General features: G+C 65.5%; 20 protein-coding genes, 1 rRNA gene and 1 riboswitch (1 of these 22 only partly in view). Of the genes, 12 read left to right on the top strand and 9 right to left on the bottom strand.

What is annotated here, in order from left to right:
• Positions 1-159 precede the first annotated feature (159 nt).
• The 5 genes from FLL57_RS17530 (at position 160) to FLL57_RS17510 (ending at position 2,378) form a co-directional block, all read left to right on the top strand.
• Positions 160-507, top strand: coding sequence for a hypothetical protein (locus tag FLL57_RS17530; RefSeq protein WP_013504313.1), 348 nt, complete (start codon positions 160-162; stop codon positions 505-507).
• Positions 419-1,138 (top strand): RNA polymerase sigma factor, encoded by a 720-nt coding sequence (locus tag FLL57_RS17525; protein ID WP_049800224.1) that lies wholly within the window; start codon positions 419-421, stop codon positions 1,136-1,138. The genes FLL57_RS17530 and FLL57_RS17525 overlap by 89 nt, the downstream gene beginning before the upstream one ends.
• A complete protein-coding gene (locus FLL57_RS17520) occupies positions 1,135-1,554 on the top strand; it encodes a hypothetical protein (RefSeq protein ID WP_142883545.1) in 420 nt (139 codons plus the stop codon). Before FLL57_RS17525 ends, FLL57_RS17520 begins: the two co-directional genes overlap by 4 nt.
• Positions 1,551-1,994: a periplasmic heavy metal sensor gene (locus tag FLL57_RS17515; RefSeq protein WP_047308929.1), complete on the top strand. Its 444-nt coding sequence runs from the start codon at positions 1,551-1,553 to the stop codon at positions 1,992-1,994. Before FLL57_RS17520 ends, FLL57_RS17515 begins: the two co-directional genes overlap by 4 nt.
• Before the next feature lie 96 nt (positions 1,995-2,090).
• Positions 2,091-2,378, top strand: coding sequence for a cysteine rich repeat-containing protein (locus tag FLL57_RS17510; RefSeq protein ID WP_234713365.1), 288 nt, complete (start codon positions 2,091-2,093; stop codon positions 2,376-2,378).
• Positions 2,379-2,426: 48 nt separating this feature from the next.
• On the opposite strand, the gene FLL57_RS17505 is transcribed toward FLL57_RS17510, so the two are convergent.
• The gene (locus tag FLL57_RS17505; RefSeq protein WP_142883544.1) at positions 2,427-3,266 is read right to left on the bottom strand and encodes a DUF1499 domain-containing protein; all 840 of its coding nucleotides are present in this window, start codon (positions 3,264-3,266) and stop codon (positions 2,427-2,429) included.
• Positions 3,267-3,500: 234 nt separating this feature from the next.
• Positions 3,501-5,129, bottom strand: a complete 1,629-nt coding sequence (locus FLL57_RS17500; RefSeq protein ID WP_142883543.1) for a fatty-acid--CoA ligase — start codon at positions 5,127-5,129, stop codon at positions 3,501-3,503.
• Positions 5,130-5,246: 117 nt separating this feature from the next.
• On the opposite strand from FLL57_RS17500, the gene FLL57_RS17495 reads away from it, so the two are divergent.
• Entirely contained in the window at positions 5,247-6,317 is a 1,071-nt protein-coding gene (locus FLL57_RS17495; protein ID WP_142883542.1) for an extensin family protein, read from the top strand.
• A 290-nt stretch (positions 6,318-6,607) separates the two neighbouring features.
• On the opposite strand, the gene FLL57_RS17490 is transcribed toward FLL57_RS17495, so the two are convergent.
• A complete protein-coding gene (locus FLL57_RS17490) occupies positions 6,608-7,294 on the bottom strand; it encodes a L,D-transpeptidase (RefSeq protein ID WP_013504305.1) in 687 nt (228 codons plus the stop codon).
• Positions 7,295-7,640: 346 nt separating this feature from the next.
• Between FLL57_RS17490 and FLL57_RS17485 the strand changes: the two genes are divergently transcribed.
• On the top strand, positions 7,641-8,621 hold the full coding sequence (locus tag FLL57_RS17485) for a magnesium transporter CorA family protein (protein ID WP_047308932.1): 981 nt from the start codon (positions 7,641-7,643) through the stop codon (positions 8,619-8,621).
• 151 nt (positions 8,622-8,772) lie between these two features.
• Here FLL57_RS17485 and FLL57_RS17480 read toward each other — a convergent pair whose 3' ends face one another.
• The 3 genes from FLL57_RS17480 to FLL57_RS17470 are packed head-to-tail and all read right to left on the bottom strand — an operon-like array spanning position 8,773 to position 11,697.
• The gene (locus tag FLL57_RS17480; protein WP_142883541.1) at positions 8,773-9,714 is read right to left on the bottom strand and encodes a prephenate/arogenate dehydrogenase family protein; all 942 of its coding nucleotides are present in this window, start codon (positions 9,712-9,714) and stop codon (positions 8,773-8,775) included.
• Positions 9,711-10,808 (bottom strand): histidinol-phosphate transaminase, encoded by a 1,098-nt coding sequence (gene hisC / locus FLL57_RS17475; RefSeq protein WP_142883540.1) that lies wholly within the window; start codon positions 10,806-10,808, stop codon positions 9,711-9,713. The genes FLL57_RS17480 and hisC overlap by 4 nt, the downstream gene beginning before the upstream one ends.
• Before the next feature lie 43 nt (positions 10,809-10,851).
• Positions 10,852-11,697 (bottom strand): chorismate mutase, encoded by an 846-nt coding sequence (locus FLL57_RS17470; protein WP_142883539.1) that lies wholly within the window; start codon positions 11,695-11,697, stop codon positions 10,852-10,854.
• A 304-nt stretch (positions 11,698-12,001) separates the two neighbouring features.
• Positions 12,002-12,081: riboswitch (SAM riboswitch) on the top strand.
• A 103-nt stretch (positions 12,082-12,184) separates the two neighbouring features.
• Between FLL57_RS17470 and metX the strand changes: the two genes are divergently transcribed.
• The 3 genes from metX (at position 12,185) to FLL57_RS17455 (ending at position 15,054) form a co-directional block, all read left to right on the top strand.
• Positions 12,185-13,387 (top strand): homoserine O-acetyltransferase MetX, encoded by a 1,203-nt coding sequence (gene metX, locus FLL57_RS17465; RefSeq protein WP_142883538.1) that lies wholly within the window; start codon positions 12,185-12,187, stop codon positions 13,385-13,387.
• A gap of 2 nt (positions 13,388-13,389) precedes the next feature.
• Positions 13,390-14,085 carry a methionine biosynthesis protein MetW gene (gene metW / locus FLL57_RS17460; RefSeq protein ID WP_013504299.1) on the top strand — a complete coding sequence of 232 codons (696 nt, stop codon included), beginning with the start codon at positions 13,390-13,392 and terminating at the stop codon, positions 14,083-14,085.
• 222 nt (positions 14,086-14,307) lie between these two features.
• Entirely contained in the window at positions 14,308-15,054 is a 747-nt protein-coding gene (locus tag FLL57_RS17455; RefSeq protein WP_013504298.1) for a TIGR02594 family protein, read from the top strand.
• 57 nt (positions 15,055-15,111) lie between these two features.
• Here the strand turns inward: FLL57_RS17455 and FLL57_RS17450 are convergent, their stop codons facing one another.
• Entirely contained in the window at positions 15,112-15,900 is a 789-nt protein-coding gene (locus FLL57_RS17450; RefSeq protein WP_047308183.1) for an MOSC domain-containing protein, read from the bottom strand.
• 225 nt (positions 15,901-16,125) lie between these two features.
• On the opposite strand from FLL57_RS17450, the gene clpB reads away from it, so the two are divergent.
• Positions 16,126-18,765, top strand: coding sequence for an ATP-dependent chaperone ClpB (gene clpB / locus FLL57_RS17445; RefSeq protein ID WP_142883537.1), 2,640 nt, complete (start codon positions 16,126-16,128; stop codon positions 18,763-18,765).
• A 150-nt stretch (positions 18,766-18,915) separates the two neighbouring features.
• Here clpB and FLL57_RS17440 read toward each other — a convergent pair whose 3' ends face one another.
• Together FLL57_RS17440 and FLL57_RS17435 are read right to left on the bottom strand one after the other, a co-directional pair.
• A complete protein-coding gene (locus tag FLL57_RS17440) occupies positions 18,916-20,544 on the bottom strand; it encodes a Vgb family protein (protein WP_142883536.1) in 1,629 nt (542 codons plus the stop codon).
• Between the two features lie 150 nt (positions 20,545-20,694).
• A complete protein-coding gene (locus FLL57_RS17435) occupies positions 20,695-22,740 on the bottom strand; it encodes a M23 family metallopeptidase (RefSeq protein ID WP_041807536.1) in 2,046 nt (681 codons plus the stop codon).
• A 947-nt stretch (positions 22,741-23,687) separates the two neighbouring features.
• Between FLL57_RS17435 and FLL57_RS17430 the strand changes: the two genes are divergently transcribed.
• Positions 23,688-25,015 (top strand): 16S ribosomal RNA (locus tag FLL57_RS17430) (it continues 161 nt past the right edge of the window).

Below are 25,015 nucleotides of genomic sequence, written 5' to 3'. Positions count from 1 at the left end.
CAAGAATACCGGGCAGCAGCAAGATACCTGGGCATTCTACTAAGTGATACCATTGGCCGCAGCCTTGCCCCGCCCCGCGAAGGAAATCCGTCGTGTCTCCGTATTCCCGACATCGGCCCGCCAGGACGGGCCACGCTCCGAACAGGAAAGGATGTCGTGATGCGCAAATGGATGATCGCCGCGTCGCTTGCCGTCGCTTCGCTGGCCCCCATCGGTTCCTCCGCAGGCGCGGCGCCGCTGGCGCCGGCGGCTTTGAATGCGACCGCCGCGGCGGCGCTGCCGGTCGAGACCGTCGCCTGCGTCCGCGGCGGCTGGCGCGGCGTCGGGGTCTATCCGGGCTGCGGCTATTATCGCCGGCCGTATTACTATCGGCCATATCCGTACTACGTGGCGCGGCCTTATCGGGTACCGCCGGTCTATGTCGCGCCGCCGGTGGTGGTCGCCGGGCCGGCGGTGGTGCCGGCGCCGCGGCGCTGCTGGGTCGCCGGCGCCTGGCGGCCGTGCTGATCGGATGCCGGCGGGGCTTGCCGGGCCGGACCGCCGCCCGGCGGCGTCGCCCGGCGGATCGGAATCGGTGAGCGTCGCGGACGACAGCGACGAGGCGCTGATGGCGGCGGTGGCGGCGCGCCGCCAGCAGGCGTTCCGGGAGTTGATGACCCGGCACATGCCGCGCGCCATCCGCCTCGCCCAGCGCATCGTCCGTGATCCCGCCGAAGCCGACGATATCGGCCAGGAAGCGTTCCTGCGGGTCTGGAACAAGGCGTCGTCGTTCGATCCGGCCATCGCCCGGTTCACCACCTGGCTGTATCGGATTGTGCTCAATCTCGCCTTCGATCGCACCCGCAAGCCGCGGCACGCGCCGATCGAAGATGCCGCCGAGGTGGCGTCGGCGGAGCCCGCGCCGATCGAGACTCTGATCGCTGTGCAGCAGCGGCGTCTCCTGGAGGCGGCGCTGGCGGAGTTGCCGGAGCGGCAGCGCGGTGCGATCGCGCTGTTTCATATGGAAGGGCTGTCCGGCGAGGATGCGGCGCGCGCGATGAGTCTCAGCCCCAAGGCGTTCGAATCGCTGCTCGGCCGCGCGCGGCTGGCGCTCAAGAAAGAAGTCGAAAGACGTCAAGACGACAGGAGGCGGGCATGACGCTCGATCAGTTCAGGGATTTGGCCGACGTCTGGGGTGGCGACATCGAGCGCTGGCCCGCAGAGGTGCGCGGCGCGGCCCGGGTACTCGCCGCCGGCGATCCAGGTGCGGCGGTGCTGCGTGAGGCCGCTGCGTTCGATGCGCTGCTGGCGATCCCGCCTGAGGTGGCGCCGGCGCGGGCAGGGCGGGTCGCGCTGGGTGTACTGCATCGGATCGGCGCCGGCGAAGCGCGCGAGCATTGGTATCGCCGGCTGCTGCAGCCGGCCTCGCTGCTGCCGGCCGGAAGTCTCGCCTGTTCGGCGCTGGTCGGCATGTGGCTGGCCGGCACGCTGCCTTATCAGCATTCGCAGGAAGCGCTCGCCGCGGTCGACGCGGTGTTCGATTCTTCGGTCGTGACGCTGTGGAGCCCGCAATGAGGATGTCGTTCGGTCGCTTCACCGCCGGGCGCTGGCTGTTGCTGGGCTCGCTCTGCCTCAACGTCGCGCTCGGCGCCTATGTGGGCGCGCAGTGGCTTCGCCCGCAGTGGACACCGCCGCATGCGGGGATACCGATGCGGCTGATCGAACGCGTCGCCTCGCGGCTGCCGCCCGCCGATGCCGAGATTCTGTGGCGCAACTTCAACGCCCGGGAAGCTACGCTGAAGCCGTTGCAGCGCGACTACGTTGCGGCGCTGCGGGCCACGTTGAATGTGGCGGCGCAGCCGGAGCTCGACAAGGCGGCGCTGCGTGCCGCTGTCGAGAGCACCCGCGACAAGCGCAGCAAGGTCGGCGACGCGATGATCGACACCTTCGTCGAGACGCTGGAGCAGATCTCGCCCGAGGGACGCCGGCAACTCGCCGGCGGGCTGTTTCGCTGAAGCGCGGCGCGAAGGATCGGGCCGGCTCGAGGGTATCAACTACATTCGCCTCGACGGCGTCCACTTCGAACCCAAGGATTCGCCATGGTGCAACGAATGAAGACTTCGCCCCGCTCCGGCCACCCCGCCCCGCTGTTTCGCGCGCCTGATGTTCTGGTGCGGGCGACGCTCGCTGCCGCCTGCGTCGTCGCCGGTCTGATGCTGACGCTGCAGATCGCCAGCGCGCAGGACAGAGGCGCTGCGCGCGAGGCCTGCAAGGGAGATTATCAGAAGTTCTGCAGCGGCGTGACGCCGGGTGGCGGCCGCATCAAGAAGTGCCTGAACGACAATTTCAGCACGCTGTCGGAGCCGTGCAAGCAGGCGATCGGTGGTGCCGGCAAGTGATGTCGTTCGGCGGGGGCCGGCCTTGTCGCGGCGCGGCCTTCTGCCCGGTCATTTCTTGCCCTTCGCCGCCGGCTTCGGTGCCGGCTCGGGTTTTGGAGCGGGGGCGTTCTCGGCCGCGGTGGTGATGTCCTCGCTCAGCTTGGCGATCCGTGCCGCGTTGCTGCCGAGGTCGCTCTCGAAATAGCGCGACGACGAGCGGATATCGATCCTTGTGCCGTCGCCGTCCGGCCGTAGCCGGATCACCACGTCTTCGGGCAGGCTCAGGATGGTGGTGCGCGCCACCGCCTCGATATGGCCTTCGCGCTTCGGCGGCTGCGGCGGGCGCTCGTCAACCACCCGCCATTTCCGCCGGTTCACCAGTTGCAGCACGATGTCGTAAGCGCGCTGCACCGGCAGTTCGATCTGAATCGTCTCGATGTTCGGGTAGGCGGCGCGCTGCTGCTCGGCGGAATACAGCCCGGCATAGACCGCGGTGTTGACGTCGTCGCCGACACGCAGCCGCGCCAGGGTCTCGAATTTCGGTGGGTCGATCGAATCGGTGGTGATGTCGTGGATCGCCGGCAGGATGCGGTACTGCCAGCCGAGATAGGCCGGGTAGGCCAGGATCAGCACGTCGAGCAGCAGCGCCAGCAGGATCCGCGGGATGCCGCGCGAGCCGTTCTGCCAGATCGCCGCGAAGCCTGCGAGCGCCAGCAGGATCGACACTCCGGCGAGCGCCAGCGCACCGAACCAGGTCGCCATCGCCGGGCGCATTTCGAGAAAGCCGAATCGCACCACCCCGATCGACACCAGCGTCGCCACCGCGGAGAACACCGCGAGATTGCGCGCCCAGGTCGCGAGTCCGGAGACGGGCTCCTTGTGATAAGGAGCGTAATATCTGCGCGCCATCGCCTCACAGCCGCCGGGTTGATCGCGGCAGAGATCGCGCCGCAGGAGCCCTCGTTGAGATCACGGGCCGCAGCCGAATTCAAGGCCGGAGACCGAACCGGCTGTCTGCCGAATGAGCCGGGCTGTGCCAATCCGATTGCCGTCCGGCAGGGCTGCGCATCGCCATGCCCGCATGCGGATTGCTGCATGATCTGACCTCTCCCCGCTTTTGGCGGGGAGAGGTCAGCAAGGTGACTACGCCGCCGCGCCCGGCAGCGTGTAGGTCTTGAACTGATCGCGCAGCGCGGTCTTCAGGATCTTGCCGGTCGCGGTGTGGGGGATCGCTTCGACGAATACGATGTCGTCGGGCATCCACCATTTGGCGATCTTGCCGTCCATGTACTGCAGGATCTCGTCCCGGGTGCAGGTGACGTCGGGCTTGAGCTGGCAGATCAGAAGCGGGCGCTCATCCCATTTCGGGTGATACACGCCGATCACCGCGGCTTCCGCCACCTTGGGATGGCCGACCGCCAGATTTTCCAGGTCGATCGAGGAGATCCACTCGCCGCCGGACTTGATCACGTCCTTGGAGCGGTCGGTGATCCGCATGTAGCCGTCCTGGTCGATGGTGGCGACGTCGCCGGTGTCGAAGAAGCCGGCATCGTCGAGGATCTCGCTGTCGACCCGGTAGTACTTCTTGGCGATCGCCGGGCCCGATACTTTCAGCCGGCCGAAGGTCTTGCCGTCCCAGGCGACGTCCTTGCCGGCGTCGTCGGTGATCTTCATCTCGACCCCGAACGGCGGATAGCCTTGCGTCGCCAGCACGTCGAGCCGGGCGTCGCCGGTGGTCTGGTCGAACGGCGGTTTCAGTGTGGCGAGCGTGCCGAGCGGGCTCATCTCGGTCATGCCCCAGGCGTGGCGCGCCTCGGCGCCCATGTCGACGAACGCCTTGATCATCGAGCGCGGCATCGCCGAGCCGCCGCACACCACCATCTTCAGATGCGGCAGCGTCAGCTTTTCCTTCTGCATGTATTGCAGCAGCATCAGCCACACGGTCGGCACGCCGGCAGTGTGCGTGACCTTCTCGGTCGACAGCAGCTCATAGACGGACGCGCCGTCGAGCTTGGCGCCGGGCATCACCAGCTTGGTGCCCATCGACGGCGCCGAGAACGCGATGCCCCAGCTATTGGCGTGGAACAGCGGCACGACGGGGAGCATGGTGTCGGCGGCGCGGGTGCCGAGCGCGTCCGGGTTGTTGGCCATCAGCGCGTGCAGCACGTTGGAGCGGTGCGAATACAGCACGCCCTTCGGATCGCCGGTGGTGCCCGAGGTGTAGCACATCGCCGCCGCGGTGTTCTCGTCGAAGGTCTTCCATTCGAAGTCGCCGTCGGCTTCCTTCAGCCACTCCTCATACGCGACCGCGTTCTTCAGCGTGGTCTGCGGCATGTGCTCCTTGTCGGTGAGCACGATGAAGCGCTCGACGCTCGGGATCTGGTCGGCGATCTTCTCCAGGATCGGCACGAAGGTCAGGTCGGTGATCATCACCCGGTCCTGGGCGTGATTGACGATCCAGGCGATCTGGTCCGGAAAAAGCCGCGGATTGACCGTATGGCAAATCGCGCCGATTCCCATAATACCGTACCAGCATTCCAGATGCCGGGCGGTGTTCCAGGCGATCGTCGCGACGCGGTCGCCGAGCTTGATGCCGGCGCGGTCCAGCATCTGGCTCACTTTCAGCGCCCGTTGATGGATCTGCGCATAGGTGGTGCGGACGATCGGTCCCTCGACCGAGCGCGTCACCACCTCCTGGTTGCCGTGGATCCGGGCCGCGTGCTCGATGATCCGATGACACAGCAAAGGCCAGTCTTGCATCAGTCCAAGCATTCGAAATTTCCTCCTGTTCGTTATCCCCTTGGGATTGGTGCCGACTTTAGCGCTTACCCGCTTTGCGGAAAACGGTCTTGTTTTCAGGCGCTCCGCGGCAAAGCGCCATTTTGGACGATGCTGATCGCGCTGGTTGTAGGCGGGGCGGCGTCCGCCGCGGCGCGGGACATCGTACCGCTGCCGAAGCCGCGTCCTGCTGCGGCGCCGGCGCCGGTCGAGCGCGGAACGGCACCGGCCGACGACGAGTCCGCGCCGGATGCCGCATCGCCGGAAGCTGCACCCGCCGCTGCGGCTGAAGCGCCCGCGCCCAAGTCGCCATCGGCGTGCCGGGTGGCGCTGACCGAAGCGATCGCGATCGCGCCGAGCATTCCGGACATCACCGGGCCGGGAGCCTGCGGCGGCACCGATCTGGTGCGGCTCGAAGCGGTGGTACTGCCGGACGGCGGGCGTGTTGCGGTGTCGCCGGCCGCGACCGTTCGCTGCGGCATGGCGCGGGCGCTCGCCGACTGGGTGCGGGCCGACATTGCGCCGCTCGCCGCCTCGCTCGGCAGCCGGGCCGCTGCCCTGGACAATTTCGACGCCTATGAGTGCCGCGGCCGCAATCGCGTGCGCGGCGCCAAGCTCAGCGAGCACGGCCGCGCCAACGCGATCGACTTGCGCGGCTTCAAGCTCGCCGACGGCCGGATGATCTCGCTGACCGACCGCGAGGCGCCGCGGCAGGTGCGCGAGACCGTGATGCAGTCGGTGTGCGCGCGCTTCACCACCGTGCTCGGCCCGGGCTCGGACGGCTATCACGAGGGCCACATCCACCTCGATCTCGCCGAGCGGCGCGGCGGCTACCGGATGTGCCAATGGGAGCTGTACGAGGGGCTGCCGACGATCGCCCTGGCGATGCCGCTGCCGCGCCCGGCCGAGGCGCCGCCGCGCCAGGTCGCAGCCGACGACGACCGCGCGCCGCAGCAGGCGGCGCCGCTCCGGCCCGAGGCCGTCGAGCCGGCCCCGGCCGAGGCGGCCGAAACGGAGCAGGCCGAGCCCGCTCCGCCTCCGCCGCCGAAGCCGGCCAAACGCGCCAAGCCCAAGGCCGCCGCAGCGAGGCCGGCCGCCAACAAACCGATCGATCTCACACCCTCGAATTCGCCGGCCGCAAAGCCGCCGGCTCGCAGCAAGCCGGCGCAACCACCGACCTGACCTCTCCCCACGCGCGGGGAGAGGTCAGGTCGGTGAGCGAAGCGAAGCCGGTCGGGTGAGGGGGCGCGTCCGCAACGCCGAGCCTTTGTGCTTGCGTCCGCCCCTCACCCCAACCCTCTCCCCGCGAAAGAGCGGGGAGAGGGAGCTCTCGGTGCCCGATGCGCTGCCCAGCTCGGCCGCGGATCAACGCGCAGCACCGACACGGGCGCCAACACCAGATCTCTGCGCAATAAAAAAGCGCCGGCGAACCGGCGCTTTTCGAAACTCTGGCGCGATGAGCCGCGTCGCGGTTATTGCGTGGCGGTGCCGCCGCTGCTGCCCTGCAGGGCCATCTTGGAATTGAACGGCGAGTCGCCGTGCTTCGGCTCCAGAACCACCACGATGGTGCCCATCTTGGCCCGGTTGTACAGGTCGATGACGTCCTCGTTGGTCATGCGGATGCAGCCCGAGGAGATCGAGGCGCCGATATATTCAGGCTGGTTGGTGCCGTGAATCCGGAACAGGGTGTCCTTGTTGCCCTGGTACAGATACAGCGCACGGGCGCCGAGCGGATTGTCGATGCCGCCGGGCACCGAGGCCGGCAGGCCTTCGATCCGCTTGTGGATGTCCGCGGTCGGAGTCCACTTCGGCCATTCGGCCATGTTGCCGACCCGGGCGATGCCGGAGAACGCCAGCGCCTCTTCGCCGACGGTCACGCCGTAGCGGATCGCCTTGCCGTTATCGAGCACGTAGTACAGAAAGTGGTTGTCCGAATCGACCACGATGGTGCCGGGGGCTTCCTTGCGATGATAATCCACGATCGCGCGGCGAAACGGCTCCGGCACCGACACCTTGGCGTAGCGCGCCTTGGCGAGTTGGGCCTTGTCGTTAGGTTTGAGGTTGGCTTCCGGGGCGGCCTGGTAGGTGGTCTGCATGCAACCCGACAGCAGCAGGCCGGCGAGGGCCAGCAGTCCCAGCTTGGTTCCGTTCAACGCCATTCTGAATTCCAATCACGATCTGGCGCACGTCGGCACGCCGGGAGGCATCGCAAAAATCAACGATTCTTGCTGTTAGTATCTCGCAAACCGTCCGGTTTGCCAGCACTACGGCGAGTGGTTCGTAACGAGATGCCGGCGATGTTGCATTTCTGCCGCATAGAATCCGACGCCCGGTTAATTTTCGGGCAACGGTTGTGGCGCCAGGTGCGACATTGTCATGTCGCTGCCACGCCATGGCCACAAAATGCATGGGAGCTCGCGCCGTCTCCGAGTTCCCTTCCTGCCGGCGGGCTGTGATCCGCGCCTCGCCACCTCTCCTTCTGTCGTCACCCTGCCTGGAGCGCCCATGCTTGCATTCTTCGTCCCCGCCGATGCCACCCTGAAGCGCGCCACCGCCGAGGATCTGGTGGCGCTTCCGGAGGCGACGGTGTGGGTCGATCTCGATCGGCCGACGCCGGACGAGGACAAGGCGGTGGAGCGGTTGGCGCGGGTCGAGGTGCCGACCCGGGAAGACATGCAGGAGATCGAGATCTCCAGTCGTCTCTATATCGAGAACGGCGCCCGCTACATGACCGCCAGCTTGATGTGCGGCGCCGATACCACCTCGCCGCGGCTGTCGCCGGTGACATTCATTCTGGCCGGCCGCCGGCTGGTCACGGTGCGCTACGACGAACCGCGGCCGTTTGCGGTGGTGGAGAGCCGGCTGGCGCGGGCGCCGGGGTCGGGCGCCAGCGGCGAGAGCGTGCTGATGGAACTGCTCGATGCGGTGATCGACCGCTGCGCCGACATCCTGGAGCGCGCCGGCGCCGACGTCGACGATGTCAGCCGCGACATCTTCGAGCCGGAAGGAGCAGCCCGCACCGGCCACCCCAAGCGCTATTCCGACATCCTGATTGCAATCGGCCGCAAGGGCGACCTGGTGTCGAAGGTCCGTGAAAGCCTGGTCTCGATCGGCCGGGTGGTGGCGTTCCTGTCGGTAGAGGGCGACGGCATCAAACGGCCGAAGGAGATGCGCACCCAGCTCAAGACCATGCAGCGCGACGTGCTGTCGCTGACCGACCACGCCAGCTACCTGTCGAACAAGATCACCTTCACGCTCGATGCGATGCTGGGTGTCGTCAATCTCGAGCAGAACAACATCATCAAGCTGTTCTCGGTGATGGCCGTCGTTCTGATGCCCCCGACCCTGATCGCGTCGGTCTACGGCATGAACTTCCGGATCATGCCCGAGCTCAACTGGGAGCACGGCTACCCGATGGCCCTGTTGATGATGCTCTGCGCCGCGATCGGGCCGTACATGTTCTTCAAGTGGAAGAAGTGGTTGTGAGCCGGAGAGACCCGGCTGCCGCTTGAGTGCAGCTCGTAGTCCAGAGCGTGCGTTGCATCATGTGCAGCTCGCCGCAGGCGCTCTGCGATACTTGGTCCCCTCCGCCTGCGCGGGGGGGAGGCACGTGAGACAGGGGACGGCGGTTGCCGGCTTACTCCGCCGCCTTGCCGAGCTGCTTGTGCCGTCGTCCGAAGTCCGGCGCCGCTTCGTCCTGGCCGATCTGGACGATGCCGCGGCGGATCGCGCGGGTGCGGGTGAAGTGCTCGAACAGCGCGTCGCCGTCGCCGCGGCGGATGGCGCGGGTCAGTTTCGACAGGTCTTCCTGGAATTCGCCGAGCATCTCCAGCACCGCGTCCTTGTTGGTCAGGAACACGTCGCGCCACATCGTCGGATCGGACGCGGCGATGCGGGTGAAATCGCGAAAACCGCCGGCGGAGAATTTCAGCACTTCCGACTGCGTCACGCCTTCGAGTTCTTCCGCGGTCGACACGATGGTGTAGGCGATCAGATGCGGCAGATGGCTGGTCACCGCCAGCACCAGATCGTGGTGCTCGGGCGTCATGATCTCAACATTGGCGCCGAGCGCGCGCCAGAACGCGGCGAGCTTCTCGGTCGCCTCGGCATTGGTGCCTTCGGGCGGCGTCAGAATGCACCATCGATTGATGAACAGCTCGGCGAAGCCGGAATCCGGGCCGGAATTCTCGGTGCCGGCGACCGGATGCGCCGGAACGAAGTGAATGTCCTCCGGCAGATGCGGCGCCATCGCCCTGACCACTGCGCCCTTGACCGAGCCGACGTCGGAGACGATCGCGCCGTGCTGCAGATGCGGCGCGATCTCCTGGGCGACATCGCCGCAGGCGCCGACCGGAATGCACAGAATGACGAGATCGGCACCCTCGGCGGCTTCAGCGTTGCTTTCGACCACCCGGTCGACGATGCCGAGTTCGCGCACCCGCGCCCGGGTCTCGGCCGAGCGCGCGGTGGTGACGATCTCGGCGGCGAGGCCGAGCGACTTCGCGCCGCGCGCGATCGAGCCACCGATCAGGCCGAAGCCGATCAGCGCGACTTTGCGAAACATCGGCGCAGAATTCATGGCTGGCCCATGAACTCGCGCAAGTTTTCCAGCACCAGCGCGTTGGCTTCGTCGGTGCCGATGGTCATGCGCAGCGCATGCGGCAGGCCGTAATTGTTGAGCGCGCGCAGCACCAGGCCACGCTTGGTCAGGAACGCGTCGGCGTCCGCCGCGGTCTTGCCCTTGGTTGTCGGGAAGTGGATCAGCACGAAGTTGCACACGCTCGGCGTAACGGTGAGGCCGAGCTTCGGCAGTTCTTCGGCGAGCTGATTGCGCCATTTGTCGGTGTGGGCGCGCGAACGCTCGACATGGCCGGTGTCCTGGATCGCCGCGACCGCGGCGAGCTGCGCCGGCACCGAGACGTTGAACGGCCCGCGGATGCGGTTGACCGCGTCGACGATGTTGGCCGGGCCGAACATCCAGCCGATCCGCAGCGCGGCCAGCCCGTGCACCTTGGAAAAGGTGTGGGTCAGCACGGTGTTCTCCGTAGTCGACACCAGCTCGATGCCGAGCTCGTAGTCGTTCTTCATCACGTAGTCGGCGTAAGCGGCATCCAGCACCAGCACGACATGGCTGGGCAGACCCGCACGGAGGCGCTTCACCTCGTCGAACGGGATGTAGGTGCCGGTCGGATTGTTCGGGTTGGCGAGCCACACCAGCTTGGTGTTCGGCGTCACCGCCGCCAGCATGGCGTCGACGTCGGTGGTCAGGTTCTTCTCGGGCGCCACCACGTTCTTGGCGCCGTTCGCCAGTGTGGCGATCGGGTACACTAGGAAGCCGTGCTGGCTCGAGATCGCCTCGTCGCTTGGCGCCAGATAGGTGTGCGCCAGCAGGTTGAGGATTTCGTCCGAGCCGGCGCCGCAGATGATGCGGTCGGGATCGAGACCGTAGGCTTTGCCGATCGCCTCGCGCAGGATCCGCGAGGTGCCTTCCGGATAGTCCTCGAGATGATCCGCCGCGCTCTTGTAGGCCGCGATCGCGTGCGGCGACGGGCCGAACGGGGTTTCGTTGGCCGAGAGCTTGAACACCTTGCGGCCGGGTTCGGCCACCGGGCTTTTGCCAGGGGTGTAGGGCGCAATATCGAGGATGCCGGGATTCGGCACGGGACGGGACATCGTCAACTCCGGAGAAAATCGTCGGGCGGCTGAGGGCCGGTAATTACGCGGACTTGCCGCTCGGGGGCACCGTATAGCGCCTTGCGTGGCTGCCGACGAGGCCCGACGAACGGACCGAGGCCCCCGCTGCGATCAGGGCAGCCTTGATCTGATCGAGGCCGCCGGGTGCCGGGATCGACACCAGCAGCGCGGCGCCGTCAAAAGCGGTATCCGGCACCGCGACGACGTCGGCCAGCGGCGACAGCGCCCGGGCGGTATCGGCGTTCCAGCCCGAGACCCGGATGCTCCAGGTCTCGACCTCGGTCACCATGGCGCTGTCGGCGACCCGCGACACCACGAAGACCGGCAGCGCGGCCGGGTGGTCGGCGCGCTCGATGAAGGGCAGGCGGGCGATGATCTTCGGCGCGCCGTCGGCTTCCAGCGCCAGCCACCACGGATTGTTGCCCGAGGTCGCCGACACCAGCGCCAGATCGCCCTTGGACTTCGCCACCGCTTCGACCGCGGCCGAGGCCGAGAAATGCGCGACGTAGGGCACCGTGAAGCCGAAATGGAAACGGGCGGAGTCCCGCATCGCGCTTTCGCCGAGCGACTGGTCGGCGTGCACCGAGAACGGCGCCTGCACATAGGTAAAAGTGGCGATGATGACCCGCCAGATGCTCTCGACGGTGTCGAGCGGCAGGATGCCGTGATGCCGCTGCACCAGGCGCCGCATCATGTCGGCCTCGCGCGCCGGGCGGAACGCCGAGCCGACCTCCTGGGTCTGCTTCACCGCGATCAGCCGGTCGATGATGTCGCCGCGCTGCATCAACAGCCGGTGCACCTGCTCGTCGATGCTGTCGATCTCCTGGCGCAGCTCGGCGAGCGACGGCGGCGAGGGTGGCTGGGTCATTGCTTTGAGAACCTTCAGGCGAGACGCGATACGACCTTCTGCTTAGGAAACCAGACGATTGAACGCAAAGGAATTTGGATTTGGGGCAGGCGCGACCGCGAACCGCAGCAGGCTCCCTCTCCCGCCTGCGGGAGAGGGCTGGGGTGAGGGCGCCACAGGCAATGAGCCCGCGACTCGCGGAGCGGAGTGCCCTCACCCGGATCGCTGCGCGATCCGACCTCTCCCGCAGGCGGGAGAGGTGCGCCGCGCTCGGCGCACGCGCTATCCCAAATATTGACGGCCCGGCCCTTCATGACTACAGTCCACGCGGTCCCGTGGTCATTTGAGCCGGCCGGCTTGCAGCCACGTTAAACAACTCGCTAAACAGGCCGGGGACAGTTCCGATCCCGGCCGAACCAATGTTCAGGCCGGGTTTTTTATTCGCCCTGCCGTTCTTATCTGAGGTCGAACCGGGGTGTCCCGGGATGTCGAGGCCGTTGGCAGGCGTATGATGAATATCCATTCGGTGAAGGGGCAGAAGATCGCCGCCGGCGAGCGGACCCAGGAGGTCGACCACCCGCATTCGCTCATCGCGCAGTTCGGGGCCGACCAGCCGCTGCCGCTTGACTGCGGCATCGAGCTCAGCCCGTTCCAGATCGCCTACCAGACCTACGGGACGCTGAACGCCGACAAGAGCAACGCCATCCTGGTCTGCCACGCCCTGACGATGGATCAGCACATCGCCAACGTGCATCCGATTACCGGCAAACCCGGCGGTTGGCTGACCCTGGTCGGCCCCGGCAAGCCGATCGATACCGACCGCTATTTCGTGATCTGCTCCAACGTGATCGGCGGCTGCATGGGCTCGACCGGTCCCGCCTCTACCAACCCCGCCACCGGCAAGGCCTGGGGCCTTGATTTCCCGGTCATCACCATTCCCGACATGGTCCGCGCTCAGGCGATGCTGATCGACCGGCTCGGCATCGACAAACTGTTCTGCGTTGTCGGCGGCTCGATGGGCGGCATGCAGGTGCTGCAATGGTCGGTGGCGTTCCCCGAGCGAGTGTTCTCGGCGCTGGCGATCGCTTGCGCGACCCGGCACTCGGCACAGAACATCGCCTTCCACGAGCTCGGCCGCCAGGCGGTGATGGCCGATCCGGATTGGCAGCACGGTCGCTATTTCGAGCACGGATGTTTCCCGCATCGCGGACTCGCGGTGGCGCGGATGGCCGCGCACATCACCTACCTGTCGGACGCGGCGCTGCATCGCAAGTTCGGCCGCAAGATGCAGGATCGCGACCTGCCGACGTTTTCGTTCGATGCCGACTTCCAGGTCGAGAGTTACTTGCGCTATCAAGGCTCGTCGTTCGTCGAGCGGTTCGACGCCAACTCCTATCTGTATCTGACCCGCGCGATGGATTACTTCGATATCGCTGCCGATCATGACGGTGTGCTGGCCGCTGCATTCCGCGGCACCCAGACGCGGTTCTGCGTGGTGTCGTTCACCTCCGACTGGCTATTCCCGACCTCGGAGTCGCGTGCCATCGTCCATGCGCTGAACGCCGGCGGCGCACGGGTCTCGTTCGCCGAGATCGTGACCGACAAGGGCCACGATGCATTCCTGCTCGACGAGCCGGAGTTCATCGATATCGCGCGCGCTTTCCTGCAATCGGCGGGCACTGCGCGCGGCCTCGGCAAGGGGGAGCACTGACCATGTCGGTGCAGGAAGGCTTGCCGCTGGAAGATCACGCGCGCCCGCAACTGCGCGTGCATCGCGCCGACCATCTGCTGGTTGCCGACATGGTGGAGACCGGCTCGAAGGTGCTCGACGTCGGCTGCGGCGAAGGCGACCTGATGCAGCTCCTCGAATCCCGCGGCGTCGATTGCCGCGGCATCGAGCTGTCGCGCGAGGGCGTCAACCGTTGTGTTTCGCGCGGTCTCGCCGTGGTGCAGGGCGACGCCGACACCGACCTCGATCACTACGTCGACGATGCGTTCGACTACGTGATCCTGTCGCAGACGTTGCAGGCGACGCGGCAGCCGAAAGAGGTGCTGGAGAATTTGCTCCGGATCGGACGACGCGCCATCGTGTCGTTTCCGAACTTCGGCTACATCAACATGCGGCTGCAACTCTTGATCCACGGTCAGATGCCGCGGACCGAGAACCTGCCGGCCACCTGGTACGACACGCCGAACATTCACTTCTGCACCATCAAGGATTTCGTCGGGCTGTGCGACGAGATAGGCGTCAAGATGGAGCGTGCGGTGGCGCTCGACCGTTACGGTCGGCCGCTGCGGCTGAACGCGCCGTGGTGGTTCTGGAATATGTTCGGTGAGCAGGGGGTGTTTTTGCTCAGCCGCGCGCAGAAAAAACCCCCGCTGCAGGCCGCCGACTACGTAGCACCTTAGTCCTAGTTAATAAGTCGTTAATACGTGCGGTGATCAGTTCGCCGCACGCGATGCGTGTAAAAATGTTGCGTATCATGAAATTTCCTCGAAATTTCCCCTAAAATCCGACTCTCGCTATCTCAAAGCCATCCTCTCGCCATCCCCGATCGATTAACGCGTCGACCCCGATGTCGGCCCGTGCGGGCCGGCGCGTCTCGAGGAGTTCCGGGAGAGAGAGTCTGTATGGTTGTGTTTTCTGCGTTTGGATTGTTCCGCTTCGTCGCTGCCGCCCTGTCGTTCGTGGCGCTCGCGTTGATCACCGCTCCCGCATCGGCCAAGCCGCTGCATCGTCATCACGCTCACGCGTCCAAATATTCGCATCACACCGCGTCTCGTCACGCGCACCATCATCGCCGCTCGCACGCTTGGCGCCGTCACGGCCGCATTGCGCAGCAGCAGGCGGAGGTCGCGCCGTCGGCTTTCGGTTTCCCCGCTAACGATCCGGCCATGGATGTCTCGGCCGCGATGGCGCAGCCGCAGCTGCAGCCCGCGACGCAGAAGCGCTCCAGTCGGCGTCAGCGCCTCGCCGCCCAGCAGCAGGACTTCCAATCGCAGTCGTGGACCGGCGGCGGTGCGGGGTCGAGCCTGGTGGCCGCAGCGCGGAGCTACATCGGCAGCGGCAATCCGACCGGCCGGCGCGCACTGTGGTGCGCGCGCTTCATGAACATGGTGCTGGAGCGCACCGGCCATCAGGGCACCGGATCGGACATGGCCAGCTCGTTCGCGCGCTACGGCCAGCGCATCTCCGGTCCGCAGGTCGGCGCGATCGCGGTGATGTCGCGCGGCAAGCGTGGCGGCCACGTCGGCGTGGTCAGCGGCATCGATGCGAACGGCAACCCGATCGTAGTCTCCGGCAATCACGGCCGTCGTGTTGCGGAGGCGGTGTATTCGAAGAGCCGGATCTACGCCTATGTGATGCCGTCGAGCTGAGGCGAGGCGCTTCCCTCAAGGCCGACGTGCGGTCACTCACGCTTTGCGCGGGCAGTGTTACGCGAACAGCTCCGCCTGCTCGATCTGCACCGCATCGCCTTGGGCGATGGAGCCGGCTTCGATCACTTCGGCGTAGACCCCGCAGTCGGCGTGGCCGAGGTTCTGCTGCAGGGTCTCGGGGATCGCCATGTCGCGGGCGGCGGTCTGCGGGTCGACATTGGTGGCGGCGCAGCGGACGATGCGTTTGACGATCCTGAGCCGGGCGCTGCCGATCAGCAGCGTCTGGTCCATCAGGTCGAATTCGTGCCAAGCGGGCCAGCCCTCGACATATAGATTGCCGCGAAAGCGCAGCGGATCGACCGGGCGGCCGATCATGGCTTCCAGCGCCGTGACGCTCGACAGGTTGATGATCGACACCACCTTGCGGGCGACGTCCGAGAAGCTGTGGCCTTGGCCGGCCAGCAGCTTCGGCGGGCCGCGTAGCTCGTCGGCGCAATAGCCGGCGAAGAACTGCTCGATCGCGGCGCGGCCGGCATCGGTCTGTAGGTCGCCGCGAACGACCTCGGTACCGTCGCGTGTGATGCTGAGCTCGCCGGTCGCGGCGTCGTAGCGGCTGCGCAAGGCGGCAAGCCGCTCGTTGCGCATCAGCATCAGGAACCGGATCTTCGGGAAGTAGCGGGGATTGGCCGGGTCGAATCCGATCGGCCCGTTCTCGATGGCGAATGTCCGGTCGCCGGGCAAGGTCTGGCCGACATCCAGAGCCACGGTGGGTAACGGCTCGGGCGACAAGCCCTTGACCGGATAGCGGTAGATCGAGGCGACGGAGGCGAGCGCAAGGTCTGTCATGGCAGGTGTTTAGGGGATCGCGATGGCTTCGGCAGCCCACGAAAATGTGAGCCGGGGTCTTTCGTTTGCCGGAACAGATGCCCACATTTCCGTCAAGCCGTCGCGGTCCGCACGGTGACGACCGCCCCCGGCTGAGGAATGTCAGCGCGGCCGGCGGAACCCCAATGAAGATGTCGACGCGCGTGCTTCTTGAAGGCGCCGGGGACAGGCTGAGGGACCAAAACAATGAACGTAGAAAAATACACCGAACGTGTGCGCGGCTTTATCCAGTCGGCGCAGTCGCTTGCTGTCCGCGAGGGGCATCAGCAGTTCTCGCCGCTGCATATTCTCAAAGTTCTGCTCGACGATTCCGAAGGGCTCGCGGGCGGTCTGATCGACCGCGCCGGTGGCAATTCGCGCGCGATCCTGAAGGCGACCGAAGACGCACTCGGCAAAATGCCGAAGGTGTCCGGCTCGGGCGCCGGCCAAGTCTATCTCGATCCGGCCACCGCGCGGGCGTTCGACGCTGCCGAGAAGGCGGCCGAGAAGGCGGGCGACAGCTTCGTCACCGTCGAACGGCTGCTGCTGGCGCTGTCGCTGGACAAGGACAGCGAGGCCGGCAAGCTGCTCGCCAAGGGCGGCGTCACCCCGCAGAACCTCAACGCCGCCATCAACGCCCTGCGCAAGGGCCGCACCGCGGATTCGGCGACGGCCGAGAACGCCTATGACGCGCTGAAGAAATACGCCCGCGACCTGACCCAGGCGGCGCGCGACGGCAAGCTCGACCCGGTGATCGGCCGCGACGAGGAGATCCGCCGCACCATCCAGGTGCTGTCACGGCGCACCAAGAACAACCCGGTGCTGATCGGCGAACCCGGTGTCGGCAAAACCGCGATCGTCGAGGGGCTGGCGCTGCGCATCCTCAACGGCGACGTGCCGGAGAGCCTGAAGGACAAGAAGCTGCTGGCGCTCGACATGGGCGCGCTGATCGCGGGTGCGAAGTATCGCGGCGAGTTCGAGGAGCGGCTGAAGGCCGTGCTCAACGAGGTCACCGCGGCCGAGGGCGGCATCATCCTGTTCATCGACGAGATGCACACCCTGGTCGGCGCCGGCAAGGCCGACGGCGCGATGGACGCGTCGAACCTGCTGAAGCCCGCGCTCGCCCGCGGCGAGCTGCATTGCATCGGCGCGACCACGCTCGATGAGTATCGCAAGCACGTCGAGAAGGACGCCGCTTTGGCGCGGCGCTTCCAGCCGGTGTTCGTCAACGAGCCGACGGTCGAGGACACCATCTCGATCCTGCGCGGGCTGAAGGACAAATACGAGCAGCACCACGGCGTGCGCATCGCCGACTCGGCGATCGTCGCCTCGGCGACGCTGTCGAACCGCTACATCACCGACCGCTTCCTGCCCGACAAGGCGATCGACCTGATGGACGAGGCCGCGGCGCGGCTGAAGATGCAGGTCGACTCCAAGCCGGAAGAGCTGGATTCGATGGACCGCGAGATCGTGCGGCTGAAGATCGAGCAGGAGGCGCTGAAGAAGGAGAGCGACGTCGGCTCCAAGACCCGCCTGGTGGCGCTGGAGAAGGAGCTCGCCGAGCTCGAGGAGAAGTCGGCGGTGCTCACTCAGCGTTGGAGCGCGGAGAAGAACAAGCTCGCGGGTGCCCAGAAGCTGAAGAGCGAACTCGACGGCCTGCGGATCGAACTCGCCAATGCGCAGCGTCGCGGTGAATATCAGCGCGCCGGCGAACTGGCCTATGGCCGGATTCCCGAGCTGGAAAAGAAGCTCGCGGACATCGAAGCCCACGAGAACGCCGGCGAGATGGTGGAGGAGGCGGTCACCGCCGACCACATCGCGCAGGTGGTGTCGCGTTGGACCGGCGTGCCGGTCGACAAGATGCTCGAAGGCGAGAAGGAAAAGCTGCTGCGGATGGAAGAGCAGCTCGGCCAGCGTGTGGTCGGGCAGTTCGAGGCCGTGCACGCGGTCTCGACCGCGGTCCGCCGCGCCCGCGCCGGCCTGCAGGACCCGAACCGGCCGATGGGCTCGTTCATGTTCTTAGGGCCGACCGGCGTCGGCAAGACCGAGCTGACCAAAGCGCTCGCCGAATATCTGTTCGACGACGAGACAGCGATGGTCCGCATCGACATGTCGGAATTCATGGAGAAGCACTCGGTGGCCCGGCTGATCGGCGCACCTCCCGGCTATGTCGGCTATGACGAAGGCGGCGTGCTGACCGAAGCGGTGCGGCGCCGGCCGTATCAGGTGATCCTGTTCGACGAGATCGAGAAGGCGCATCCGGACGTGTTCAACGTGCTGCTGCAGGTGCTCGATGACGGCCGTCTCACTGATGGACAAGGCCGCACCGTGGACTTCCGCAACACGCTGATCGTGATGACCTCCAACCTCGGCTCCGAGTATCTGGTCAATCAGCCCGAGGGCGAGGACACTGGCGCGGTGCGCGAGCAGGTGATGGGAATGGTGCGGGCGCACTTCCGCCCCGAATTCCTCAACCGCGTCGACGAGATCATCCTGTTCCACCGCTTGCAGAAGAGCGAGATGGGCCGGATCGTCGACATCCAGTTCGCGCGGCTCACCAAGCTGCTCGAGGACCGCAAGATCGTGCTCGATCTCGACGCTGCGGCCCGCGACTGGCTGGCCGAAAAGGGCTGGGATCCGGCTTACGGCGCCCGCCCCTTGAAGCGGGTGATCCAGCGCAGCGTCCAGGACCCGCTCGCCGAGATGATCCTGGAAGGCTCGGTCAAGGACGGCGACCACGTCGCGATCTCAGCCGAAGGCGGCGTGCTGACCTTCAACGGCAAGCCGCCGCCCAGCGCGGACATCGAGCCGTTCACGGGACGGCCGCCGAAGCGGATGCTGAACTGACGCGCGTCGTCATTGCGAGCGCAGCGAAGCAATCCAGAGGCTCCGTGTACCGAGCCTGGATTGCTTCGACGCTTCGCTCCTCGCAATGACAGGATAAGAGGTTGACGACGTGCTCCGCAGGGATCGCTGCGGAGCACGTCGCGTTTTGGCTTACTTCTTCTCGATCTTGTAGATCGCGTTCTCGATATCGGACGACACGTAGATCGTGCCGCCGGCGCCGACACCGACGCCGGTCGGCATGTTGGTCGGCGGCAGGCCGGGCGCGCCGACGAGACCGATCGGCAGATTGCCGGCGATTTCGGTGACGCTGCCGCTGGCCGGATCGACTTCGACCACGCGCTTGGCGCCGACTTCGGCGACGATCAGTTTGCCGGATGGCGCCAGCGCGATGCCTTCGGGCATTTTCAGGTCCTTGGCGACGACGGTCTTAGCGCCGGTCGCCGGATCGATCTTGCTGATCTGTCCGGCGAGCGCTTCGCTGACATACACCGCGCTGTCTTTGCCGAGCACCAGGCCGACAGGGCCAGCAAGATCGGACGCGATCGCCTTGCGGTCCTTGCCGTGCTCGCCCGAGACTTCGATCAGCGACTTGGTACCGAGTTCGGCGACCAGCAGCCTGCCATCGCCGAGCCGGATCGCGTCGTACGGCGCCTTGAAGCCGTGCAGCATGTCGCGGCTCTGGCCGGTCTTGCGGTCGATCGTCTGCACCGTGCCGGTGAACCAGCTCGACAGGATCACCTCGTCGCCCTTGGCGGTGGCGCTCATCGGATATTCGAGCGTGGTGCCGTCGGCGTGCATCCGCGCCACTTCGCGCACCTCGCCGCTGGCGCCGTCGACGGTGCGATAGGCGAACACGTCGGCGACATAGATGGTGTCCTTGCCGCCGTCGGAAACGACGCCGATGCCGCCGGGGAACGCAAGCTTGCCGATGATCACTTGCTTGGCCGTCCCGGTGGCGGGATCGACTTCCTGGATGCCGTTGTCGGCCATGTTGGAGACGAAGATGCGGTCGTCAGCGTCGATCGCGAGGTTGTCGAGCGACGGTTTGAGCTGGGCCGCCACCTGCTTGGCGCCGGTCTTCGGATCGATTTTGACGAGCTGACCCAGCGCCGTATCGAGCGCCCACAGATTGCCCTTGGAGTCGAAGTTCGCGGCTGCCGGCACCTTGAAGCCGTCGGCGAGGACGCTGAGCTCGCCCTTGTCGACGTCGACCCTGACGATCTGACCCTTGAACCACAGCGGGCCGTACAGCTTGTCGTCGGGCCCGAACTCGAAGCCGTTCAGGCCGCCCATCTTCTCCATGATCTTGCGTGGCGGCTTGGCACCCTCGACATCGATCTCGTACAGCGCGTCGCCGAGAAACACCTGGGTGGCGTACAGCCGCCCGTCCTTGCGGAACGCGAGCGAGTTGATGCCGGGCAGGCCGGAGGCGAGCTTCCTGATCGGGCCGTCGCCCTTGCGCGCATAGAGATCGCCGGTGAGGAACGCGGTCCACGCCATCGTGCCGTCCGGCGCGATCGCGATGTCGTCGGCCATGCCTTCCGGCGTCGGCACCGCGATCTTGGCGGTACCTGCGGTGCGATCGACCTCGTACAGCGCCGCGCCGGCGACGCTGCCGGCGAACAGCTTGCCGGCCTTGTCGACCGCAAGGCCGTGCACGCCATGAAACGCCGAGCCCTGGACCAGTCTGGTGACCTGATAGCCGTCGGCATGTGCGCCGGACAGCGTCAGCAGGCCGATCGTCAACGCACTCGCGCCGAGCGCAAGTTTGCCCTTCATTGCATTCCCTCCGAGATATTCTCGTTGTTATGGCGAGAGTATTCGGCGGGGGGCGGAGGTTGGCAAATGGAATCGAAGCCGCGCTGCAGCAGATTCCTCGCCGCGGAATGCGTGCGAGCAGAGAGGCCTTAGTATAACACTAAGCGCGGATCAGCGTCGCGCCTGCGACGTCGACGAGGTTCGCACCGGGGCCGACGCGGTGAGGTCTTCGGCGAGACGTCCGCCGCCGCGGCCCGTCATCATTGCGTCGAGCCGGTCGCGCTCTTTTTCAAATGCGGCCAGCATCTGGCCGTCGAGCGAGCGGCCGCGCGGCAGGCGGACGCGCATCGGGTCGACGAAGCGGCCGTTGACCAGAATCTCGTAGTGGACGTGGGCGCCGGTCGACAGCCCGGTCGAACCGACGAAGCCGATCACCTGACCCTGACGGACGCGCTTGCCGGGCTCCATGCCTTTGGCGAAAGCCGACATGTGGCCGTAGGCGGTCTCGTAGCCGTTGGCGTGTTTGATGCGGATGTATTTGCCGTAGCCGCCTTCCCAGGCTGCCTTCTCGATCACGCCGTTACCCGAGGCGAAGATCGGCGTTCCGTAGGGCGTCGACCAGTCGACGCCGGTGTGCATCTTGACGTAGCCGAGGATCGGATGGCGGCGTCCGCCGAAGCCGGAGCGCATGATGGCGTTGTTGACCGGCTTGCGCACCAGGAACTTCTTCGCGCTCTTGCCGGTCTCGTCGTAGAAGTCGACCGCGGCGTCGTCCGGAGTCTGGAAGCGATAGTATTTCTTGGTCTCGCCGCCGACCGTGAGGGCTGCGAACAGCACGTCGTTTTTTTCGATCGTCGCGGTGGTTTCGTCGTCTCCGGCGTAGAACACTTCGAACGAATCGCCGGCCTGCACGCGGCGCTGGAAGTCGACATCGTAGGAGTAGATCCGGATCATGTCGTCGATCACGGTCTGCGGCACCTTGTTGCGGAGCGCTGTCTCGTAGATCGACTGATAGAGCCGGACGCCGCTGCCGTCGTCCTCGTCGTCCTCGCTGTTGTCGGCGGTGTCGCTGACGGTGTTGAGGCTCTGCACGTCGACCGCGACGTAGCGGCCGAGATCGGAAAGCGCCGCCACGGCTTCGACCGTCGAATCGCCCGCGACGATCACCCGGAACGGCTGCTGCGGTTTGCCGGGGCCCGACGATTCCATCAGGATGCGCAGCTTCTGGCCTTCTTTCAGGCCGCCGTCGCGGCCGCGCGCACCGAGCGCGGCTGCGACCGCACGGGCATCTTCCTCGGCGGCCCCCTGGTCGCGCAGCACCGATACGACGCTGTCGCCCTTCTTGACGATGTGGGTCCGCTCGCCGGTCGGGTTGCCGCCGGTGACCTGCTCCTTGGTCTTCGGCAGCAGCGTGACGTTTTCCGGCACGATTCGCGTTTCGAAGCCGGCGTAGGGATCGGCCGAGGGCCCTTCCGGCGCATAAGCCAGTTTGACGTCGCCGCCGAAATCACCGGCAGCGGCGCTGGCGTAGCGCACGCCGCTGTTGCCCTTCCAATTGGCGGCGTCCCGAACCCGCATCAGGATCTCATCGGGCGCGATCTGCCCGGCGATCTTGGCCCGCGGCAACACCGTGCCGAGATCGCGGGTCACGAAGGAGACTTCGGCGTCGGGTTCGACAGCGTCTGGATTCTGCGCGTCTTCGGCGCTTTGCGCCGGAGCGCCGACGTCGCTCAACATGCGCTGGGCATTGAAGGCGGGAATCTTGGCGGACAGATCGCTGGTGGTCAGCGACAGGTTGCCGGAAATCTTGACGAAGGGGCGAACGCGGACGACGTCGCGGTGGCCAATGCGCGAAACGGTGGAGACCCTGATCACGCTACGCGCCAGCGCGGCTTCACTCGGTGGCGGCAGCCGGTCGCTCTTGTGCAGGGCGGCGGTCTTGTCGGCCCCGAAGGCGCCGCGCAGCGCGGCCTGCACCAGTTCGGGTGCCTTTGCGAAAGTGGTCTCGCCGTCGAGCGAGGCGAACACCGCGCCGCCGATCAGCGCCGCTCCACACAGGCCAGTCAGGATCGTACCGCTGAACCATTGCACCGAAACGCGTCGGCGGTCGATGACCGCGGCCTCGGAGCCGTCGACGGAAAGCGGCGGCTCGTGACCAAGGTCGATATAGCCGACCTCGCGCCCGGTGCTGCGCCCGCGTGACACCCTTTGGCTCAATCCGTCGTCCCCCGATTTCGCAATCGGCCGCGCAAGCGGCCGGTCGGCTAGTCTGAACGATCAGGCCATTGGCCGATCAACGTCCCCGTTCCGTCACGCGGACCGGAGCCTTCTACCTGATTGCCGGCGGCTTGTCCGCCCCGGAAGGCGTACGCCAGCGGCCACACGCTTTAGACGCTGACGGCCGGCGGCCAGATCTCCAGCGCCGACATTCGCATCAATCAGAAGCGGCCGATGCCGCATTCCGCAAGTTCGGAACCGAACGGCCTTGCCCGAGGCGGCCGAAGTAGGCCCGAGCGCCGGTCGACCGGCATGGAGAGCCGAACTTCTTTTCGGTCAGCTTGGGGAGAACGCCTCCGGAATGTGGCCTGAGTACGGCGCCCGGCCTGAGAAAGCATTGGGAAAACTACAGAAAATGAAAACCATCCGGTTGCACGACATTTTTCTGACGAAGCCGTTGACAGCTCCCGAGGGGTGGGCCTATAAGACGGCCACTGAGCGCGGCGCCGCTGAGCCCCACGGGCTCCAGCGAGTTTTCGCGCCTCTGGAACTTCATCGAGTTCGATGAGTGCATCAGCAGCCGATCGTTGTCGGTTGCCAATCGCCGTCGGTTCGGGAGTTTCTTGCTCCTCTTAAGTGTAGGAGTTGAGGTCCTGAAGGCTTTCGTGGCCTCGGGCTTCGTTGAGGTCTTCGGATCTCGGGCTGTTTGACAAGTGAAGATGAAGAAAGAGAAACGTGGACGGCGAAGTCCTTGCGGGTCTCGATTTTGAGGGGGCTTCGGCTTTCTTGGGGTTGGGGCCGGACGAAAGACTTCGGCGGTACACGTTTTAAAGGAACACCATGTTCGTCAGCGCTGTGAAGCGCGGCGACGAGTTCTTGATTTTCGGATCGAGGACGATGGTGGGACCTCGTCAAACGTTGTGATCAGCCGGTTCAAAGTTCAAGTCCAACTTGAGAGTTTGATCCTGGCTCAGAGCGAACGCTGGCGGCAGGCTTAACACATGCAAGTCGAACGGGCGTAGCAATACGTCAGTGGCAGACGGGTGAGTAACGCGTGGGAACGTACCTTTTGGTTCGGAACAACACAGGGAAACTTGTGCTAATACCGGATAAGCCCTTACGGGGAAAGATTTATCGCCGAAAGATCGGCCCGCGTCTGATTAGCTAGTTGGTGAGGTAATGGCTCACCAAGGCGACGATCAGTAGCTGGTCTGAGAGGATGATCAGCCACATTGGGACTGAGACACGGCCCAAACTCCTACGGGAGGCAGCAGTGGGGAATATTGGACAATGGGGGCAACCCTGATCCAGCCATGCCGCGTGAGTGATGAAGGCCCTAGGGTTGTAAAGCTCTTTTGTGCGGGAAGATAATGACGGTACCGCAAGAATAAGCCCCGGCTAACTTCGTGCCAGCAGCCGCGGTAATACGAAGGGGGCTAGCGTTGCTCGGAATCACTGGGCGTAAAGGGTGCGTAGGCGGGTTTCTAAGTCAGAGGTGAAAGCCTGGAGCTCAACTCCAGAACTGCCTTTGATACTGGAAGTCTTGAGTTCGGGAGAGGTGAGTGGAACTGCGAGTGTAGAGGTGAAATTCGTAGATATTCGCAAGAACACCAGTGGCGAAGGCGGCTCACTGGCCCGATACTGACGCTGAGGCACGAAAGCGTGGGGAGCAAACAGGATTAGATACCCTGGTAGTCCACGCCGTAAACGATGAATGCCAGCCGTTAGTGGGTTTACTCACTAGTGGCGCAGCTAACGCTTTAAGCATTCCGCCTGGGGAGTACGGTCGCAAGATTAAAACTCAAAGGAATTGACGGGGGCCCGCACAAGCGGTGGAGCATGTGGTTTAATTCGACGCAACGCGCAGAACCTTACCAGCCCTTGACATGTCCAGGACCGGTCGCAGAGACGTGACCTTCTCTTCGGAGCCTGGAGCACAGGTGCTGCATGGCTGTCGTCAGCTCGTGTCGTGAGATGTTGGGTTAAGTCCCGCAACGAGCGCAACCCCCGTCCTTAGTTGCTACCATTTAGTTGAGCACTCTAAGGAGACTGCCGGTGATAAGCCGCGAGGAAGGTGGGGATGACGTCAAGTCCTCATGGCCCTTACGGGCTGGGCTACACACGTGCTACAATGGCGGTGACAATGGGAAGCTAAGGGGTGACCCTTCGCAAATCTCAAAAAGCCGTCTCAGTTCGGATTGGGCTCTGCAACTCGAGCCCATGAAGTTGGAATCGCTAGTAATCGTGGATCAGCATGCCACGGTGAATACGTTCC

It is taken from the genome of Rhodopseudomonas palustris, assembly GCF_007005445.1.
GTDB lineage: Bacteria > Pseudomonadota > Alphaproteobacteria > Rhizobiales > Xanthobacteraceae > Rhodopseudomonas > Rhodopseudomonas palustris_G.
The sequence above is the reverse complement of the archived record's forward strand: the minus strand, read 5'-3'. Positions and strand labels throughout refer to the sequence as shown.

Coding starts and splice junctions, on each gene's coding strand:
- FLL57_RS17530 (WP_013504313.1), top strand. CDS start 160: ATGCGCAAATGGATGATCGCCGCGTCGCTTGCCGTCGCTTCGCTGGCC.
- FLL57_RS17525 (WP_049800224.1), top strand. CDS start 419: ATGTCGCGCCGCCGGTGGTGGTCGCCGGGCCGGCGGTGGTGCCGGCGC.
- FLL57_RS17520 (WP_142883545.1), top strand. CDS start 1,135: ATGACGCTCGATCAGTTCAGGGATTTGGCCGACGTCTGGGGTGGCGAC.
- FLL57_RS17515 (WP_047308929.1), top strand. CDS start 1,551: ATGAGGATGTCGTTCGGTCGCTTCACCGCCGGGCGCTGGCTGTTGCTG.
- FLL57_RS17510 (WP_234713365.1), top strand. CDS start 2,091: ATGAAGACTTCGCCCCGCTCCGGCCACCCCGCCCCGCTGTTTCGCGCG.
- FLL57_RS17505 (WP_142883544.1), bottom strand. CDS start 3,266: ATGGCGCGCAGATATTACGCTCCTTATCACAAGGAGCCCGTCTCCGGA.
- FLL57_RS17500 (WP_142883543.1), bottom strand. CDS start 5,129: ATGCTTGGACTGATGCAAGACTGGCCTTTGCTGTGTCATCGGATCATC.
- FLL57_RS17495 (WP_142883542.1), top strand. CDS start 5,247: ATGCTGATCGCGCTGGTTGTAGGCGGGGCGGCGTCCGCCGCGGCGCGG.
- FLL57_RS17490 (WP_013504305.1), bottom strand. CDS start 7,294: ATGGCGTTGAACGGAACCAAGCTGGGACTGCTGGCCCTCGCCGGCCTG.
- FLL57_RS17485 (WP_047308932.1), top strand. CDS start 7,641: ATGCTTGCATTCTTCGTCCCCGCCGATGCCACCCTGAAGCGCGCCACC.
- FLL57_RS17480 (WP_142883541.1), bottom strand. CDS start 9,714: ATGAATTCTGCGCCGATGTTTCGCAAAGTCGCGCTGATCGGCTTCGGC.
- hisC (WP_142883540.1), bottom strand. CDS start 10,808: ATGTCCCGTCCCGTGCCGAATCCCGGCATCCTCGATATTGCGCCCTAC.
- FLL57_RS17470 (WP_142883539.1), bottom strand. CDS start 11,697: ATGACCCAGCCACCCTCGCCGCCGTCGCTCGCCGAGCTGCGCCAGGAG.
- metX (WP_142883538.1), top strand. CDS start 12,185: ATGATGAATATCCATTCGGTGAAGGGGCAGAAGATCGCCGCCGGCGAG.
- metW (WP_013504299.1), top strand. CDS start 13,390: ATGTCGGTGCAGGAAGGCTTGCCGCTGGAAGATCACGCGCGCCCGCAA.
- FLL57_RS17455 (WP_013504298.1), top strand. CDS start 14,308: ATGGTTGTGTTTTCTGCGTTTGGATTGTTCCGCTTCGTCGCTGCCGCC.
- FLL57_RS17450 (WP_047308183.1), bottom strand. CDS start 15,900: ATGACAGACCTTGCGCTCGCCTCCGTCGCCTCGATCTACCGCTATCCG.
- clpB (WP_142883537.1), top strand. CDS start 16,126: ATGAACGTAGAAAAATACACCGAACGTGTGCGCGGCTTTATCCAGTCG.
- FLL57_RS17440 (WP_142883536.1), bottom strand. CDS start 20,544: ATGAAGGGCAAACTTGCGCTCGGCGCGAGTGCGTTGACGATCGGCCTG.